This is a genomic window from Methylophaga sp. UBA4204, assembly GCF_002379485.1.
Lineage (GTDB): Bacteria > Pseudomonadota > Gammaproteobacteria > Nitrosococcales > Methylophagaceae > Methylophaga.
Map to the genome: position 1 here is coordinate 20,986 of NZ_DFTU01000053.1, position 773 is coordinate 21,758.

At 49.0% G+C, this 773-nt stretch carries 1 protein-coding gene; it reads right to left on the bottom strand.

Annotated elements, in window-relative coordinates:
- Nucleotides 1-77 precede the first annotated feature (77 nt).
- On the bottom strand, nucleotides 78-773 hold a 696-nt coding region (locus B3182_RS07635; RefSeq protein ID WP_292752212.1), incomplete at its 5' end, for a sigma 54-interacting transcriptional regulator.

Genomic DNA, 773 nt, shown 5'->3' on the forward strand with positions numbered 1-773 from the left:
CTACCAGGCTGCTCCACCCCGCACCTGACTAAGTCGCATACTATACACAAAGCCCTACATGCTAGCAAGCCCGATTATCAATTCTCTTTCAGTTTACGGGTAAGTGTATTTCGGCCCCAGCCCAATAATTTTGCGGCTTCTTGACGTTTGCCGGCTGTTTTCTCTAAAGCAACCTCCATTAGCAGGTGTTCTATCATCGGTACAACATCAGCCAACACGCCTTCCTGTCCGCTCAGGGCCTTGTTTGCAGCCCACTGGCGAAACATTTGTTGCCAGTCACCACCGCTACGAGCTGTTTCCACACCACCGTCAGCCGTCAGCTCCATTGGCAAATCATCCATTTGCACAACCTGCCCCGGAGACATCACAGTAAGCCAGCGAGAAGTATTCTCTAATTGTCTTACGTTGCCGGGCCAGGGTAATTGCGATAAGTAACGTTCAACTTCAGGTGAGACACTTTTTACTCCCATATTAAGCTCGCGCGCCGCTTTGTTGAGAAAGTAGGCTACCAGCGCCGGAATGTCTTCCCGACGTTCACGCAAGGAAGGAATATGGATACGAATAACATTTAAACGGTGAAACAAATCCTCACGGAAATCGCCACGCTCAACCTGCTGTTCAAGGTTCTGATGCGTAGCAGCAATAATTCTCACATCCGCTTTTACAGCACTATGCCCACCAACACGGAAAAACTCACCGTCTGATAAGACTCTTAACAGTCGTGTTTGCAGTTCCAACGGCATATCACCGATTTCATCCAGAAATAAGGTGCC